Source organism: Pseudooceanicola lipolyticus, assembly GCF_002786325.1.
Lineage (GTDB): Bacteria > Pseudomonadota > Alphaproteobacteria > Rhodobacterales > Rhodobacteraceae > Pseudooceanicola_C > Pseudooceanicola_C lipolyticus.
Genome location: NZ_PGTB01000273.1, coordinates 1 through 3,018, shown reverse-complemented (window position 1 = coordinate 3,018; position 3,018 = coordinate 1). Strand labels below are relative to the sequence as shown.

Here is a 3,018-nt window from a genome sequence, read left to right as displayed (position 1 = left end):
CAAGCTCGGCGGTTTCCACCGTGGCGGCAGTGGCCACGCCGCGCTCTTCCAAGTCGACCTGGCGGCGGAACGCGCGGTCGCGCAGGGCGGCCTGTTCCTGCGCCGCCTGCAACTCATCCTGCGCCAGCACCAGCGACCGCTGAGCATCGCGCTGTTCGGCCTCGGCATCGAGCAGGTCGCTGCCGACCCGGTCCAGCACCGCCTGGGCATCGGCCGGGTCGATCCGCACCAGAACGTCGCCGGCCTGCACGGTGCCACCATCGGCAAATTCCTCGGCCAGACCGACAACCCGCCCGCCAATGGCGGCGCGCAGCTCCAGCCTCCGCCGGCTCTGCACCTGGCCAAAGGCCTGCAGCACCGGAATGTGGGTCTCGGGCACCGCGCGCTGCACCTCGACCGCGAACACCCGTTCGCGCGCCTGCGGCGGGCTTGCCTCGCGATCCATGTTGAACCGCACAGCCTCCACCACGAGATGCACGGCATAAACCGTCATCGCCAGAGAGAGGGCGGCAAGGACCACCCCGAACAGAGTTTGGCGCAAAAATCGCATCCACTGATACCCTTGGGGACAAACGAGGGCCGGTCGCAAAAGGATAGCGGTATGGCGGCAAATACCAAGCCACATCTCGGTTATATGCGTTTAAACGGGCCTGCGGGTCACTTCCGTCGCTGATGTTCGTCCAGTCGCGGGAAAATTTCCACAAAGTTGCATGGACGGTGACGGTAATCCAGCTGGTGCAGCAGGATCTCGTCCCAGGCGTCCTTGCAGGCGCCGGGGCTGCCGGGCAGCGCAAACAGATAGGTGCCGCCGGCCACGCCGCCGGTGGCGCGCGACTGCACCGCGCTGGTGCCGATCTTGTTCATCGAGACGATGGTGAACACGGTGCCGAAGGCGTCGATTTCCTTTTCGTAGACATCGCGATGCGCCTCGACCGTCACGTCGCGCCCGGTCAGCCCGGTGCCCCCGGTCGAGATCACCACGTCGATTTCCGGATCGGCCACCCAGCGGCGCAGCTGGTCGGCGATCTGGCCGCGGTCATCGCGCAGGATCTGCCGGTCGGCGAGGACATGCCCCGCCGCGGCGATGCGGTCGACCAGAACCTCGCCCGACCGGTCGTCTTCCAGCGCGCGCGTGTCCGACACGGTCAGAACCGCGATGCGCACCGGGATAAACGCCTTGTCCTTTGCCCCCGCCGCCATGTCAGGCCCGCTCCAGAACTGCCAGCCGCAGCGCCAGCAGGGCGAAGATCCCGCCGCTGACCCGGTTCAGCCAGCGCACCGCGCCGGGGTTGCCGGTCAGCCGGCGCCCGGCGGTTCCGGCGAACAGGCCGACGGCACCGTTGATGACAAACCCGCCCAGGCCCAGCACCGCACCGAAGATCAGGAATTGCGGCAGAACCGGCTGCGCCGGGTTCACGAATTGCGGAATGAAGGCCAGCACGAACAGGATCACCTTGGGGTTGGTCAGGTTCACCAGCAGCCCGTCGCGAAAGGCGCGGCCGGCGGCGATCTGTGGCGGCGCCGGCAATTCGGCGCTGCGGGAAAACGCCTTCCAGGCCAGCCACAGCAGATAGGCCACGCCGACCCAGCGGATCAGGTCGAACAGCCAGGGCAGCGCCGCCACCGCCGCGCCCAGGCCCAGCCCGGCCAGCATGACATGCACCAGCGACCCCAGCGAGATGCCGGCGCTGGCCGCCACCGCCGGGCGCCCGCCGGCGCGCAGCCCCTGCCCCAGGCAGAACATCATGTCCGCCCCCGGCGTCAGGTTCAGCGCCAGCGCGGCCGGGATGAAGGCCAGCAGGACCAGCGGGTCGATCATGGCGTGACCTCGAACCAGTTCGGCGTCGGGCCGAGATTGACCACCTTTGTCGCGCCGATCATGCCGCTTTGGCCCCAGCTGTCATGGATATGCCCGCACAGCGCCAGCCGCGGCTGTAGCCGCGATATCGCGTCATGGATCGCCTGCGATCCCACCGACATCCCGGCCGAGGTGCTGTCGGCCACGCCCTTGGGCGGCGAATGCAGCACCAGCACATCGGCCCGATCGCAGGGCGCCAGCAGCCGCGTCGCCTCGGCCTCGCCAATGTCGCAGGACCAGCCGCCAAAGGGCGTTTCCGGCACCGCGTTGCCCAACCCGAAAAACCGCAGGCCGCCCGAGTCCGCCCGCTCGCCATGCAGCACCGTCATGTTGGGCAAGGCCGCCGCCCGCAATTCCTCGGCGCTTTCGGCATTGCCGGGCACCGCGATGATTGGCGCGGTGATGCCGGACAGTAGCTCCATCGCCTCGTCCAGCCCCTGGCGCATGCTGCAGAAATCGCCGGCGCCGATCACCAGGTCGGCGGCGCGGCTTTCGGCCACCAGCACGGCGGCCGCCTTGCGCGCCAGGTGCAGGTCGGAAAAGGCCAGTATCTTCATCGCATCTCTTTCAGCCGTGCGTTCAGGTCCAGCAGGTCGGCCCAGGCCTTTTTCTTTTCCCCCGCCTGCCGCAGCAGGTAGGCCGGGTGGAACATCGGCAGCACCGGCTTGCCCCAGACCTCGGACCAGCTGCCGCGCAGGCGGGTGATGCCGCGCCGGCCCAGCACGGCGGCGCAGCTGACATTACCCATCAGCACCAGGATCTCGGGCTGCGCCAGTTCGACATGGCGTTGCAGGAACGGCGTCATCATCGCCATTTCCTCGGGCTTGGGATCGCGGTTCTGCGGCGGCCGCCAGGGCATCACGTTGGTGATATAGACATTTTCCGCCCGGCTCAGCCCGATGGCGTCCAGCATCCGGTCCAGCAGCTGCCCCGCCCGCCCGACAAAGGGGCGGCCCTCGCGGTCTTCGTCGCGCCCCGGCGCCTCGCCGATCAACATCACCCGCGAGCCCGGCACGCCGTCGCAGAACACGGTGTTGCGCGCGCCCTTCTTCAGCTCGCAACGGTCATAGGCGGTGATCGCCGCGCGCAGCTGGTCCAGCGTGCCTGCCGCCTGCGCGGCGGCCTTGGCCTCGGCCACCGGATCGGCGGCTTGCTCGGGC

General features: G+C 68.8%; 4 protein-coding genes and 1 pseudogene. All 5 read right to left on the bottom strand.

The window, feature by feature from the left end; genetic code table 11:
- Window positions 1-550: pseudogene (locus tag CVM52_RS24820) on the bottom strand (efflux RND transporter periplasmic adaptor subunit); the annotation flags it as partial.
- Between the two features lie 107 nt (window positions 551-657).
- Window positions 658-1,200, bottom strand: a complete 543-nt coding sequence (gene moaB, locus CVM52_RS24815) for a molybdenum cofactor biosynthesis protein B (protein ID WP_100164958.1) — start codon at window positions 1,198-1,200, stop codon at window positions 658-660.
- Between the two features lies 1 nt (window position 1,201).
- Window positions 1,202-1,819 carry a LysE family translocator gene (locus tag CVM52_RS24810; RefSeq protein ID WP_100164957.1) on the bottom strand — a complete coding sequence of 206 codons (618 nt, stop codon included), beginning with the start codon at window positions 1,817-1,819 and terminating at the stop codon, window positions 1,202-1,204.
- A complete protein-coding gene (locus tag CVM52_RS24805) occupies window positions 1,816-2,415 on the bottom strand; it encodes a metallophosphoesterase family protein (RefSeq protein ID WP_100164956.1) in 600 nt (199 codons plus the stop codon). Before CVM52_RS24805 ends, CVM52_RS24810 begins: the two co-directional genes overlap by 4 nt.
- The coding region (locus tag CVM52_RS24800; protein ID WP_100164955.1) for a uracil-DNA glycosylase at window positions 2,412-3,018 on the bottom strand (607 nt) is incomplete at its 5' end. The genes CVM52_RS24805 and CVM52_RS24800, both read right to left, overlap by 4 nt.

Coding starts and splice junctions, on each gene's coding strand:
- moaB (WP_100164958.1), bottom strand. CDS start 1,200: ATGGCGGCGGGGGCAAAGGACAAGGCGTTTATCCCGGTGCGCATCGCG.
- CVM52_RS24810 (WP_100164957.1), bottom strand. CDS start 1,819: ATGATCGACCCGCTGGTCCTGCTGGCCTTCATCCCGGCCGCGCTGGCG.
- CVM52_RS24805 (WP_100164956.1), bottom strand. CDS start 2,415: ATGAAGATACTGGCCTTTTCCGACCTGCACCTGGCGCGCAAGGCGGCC.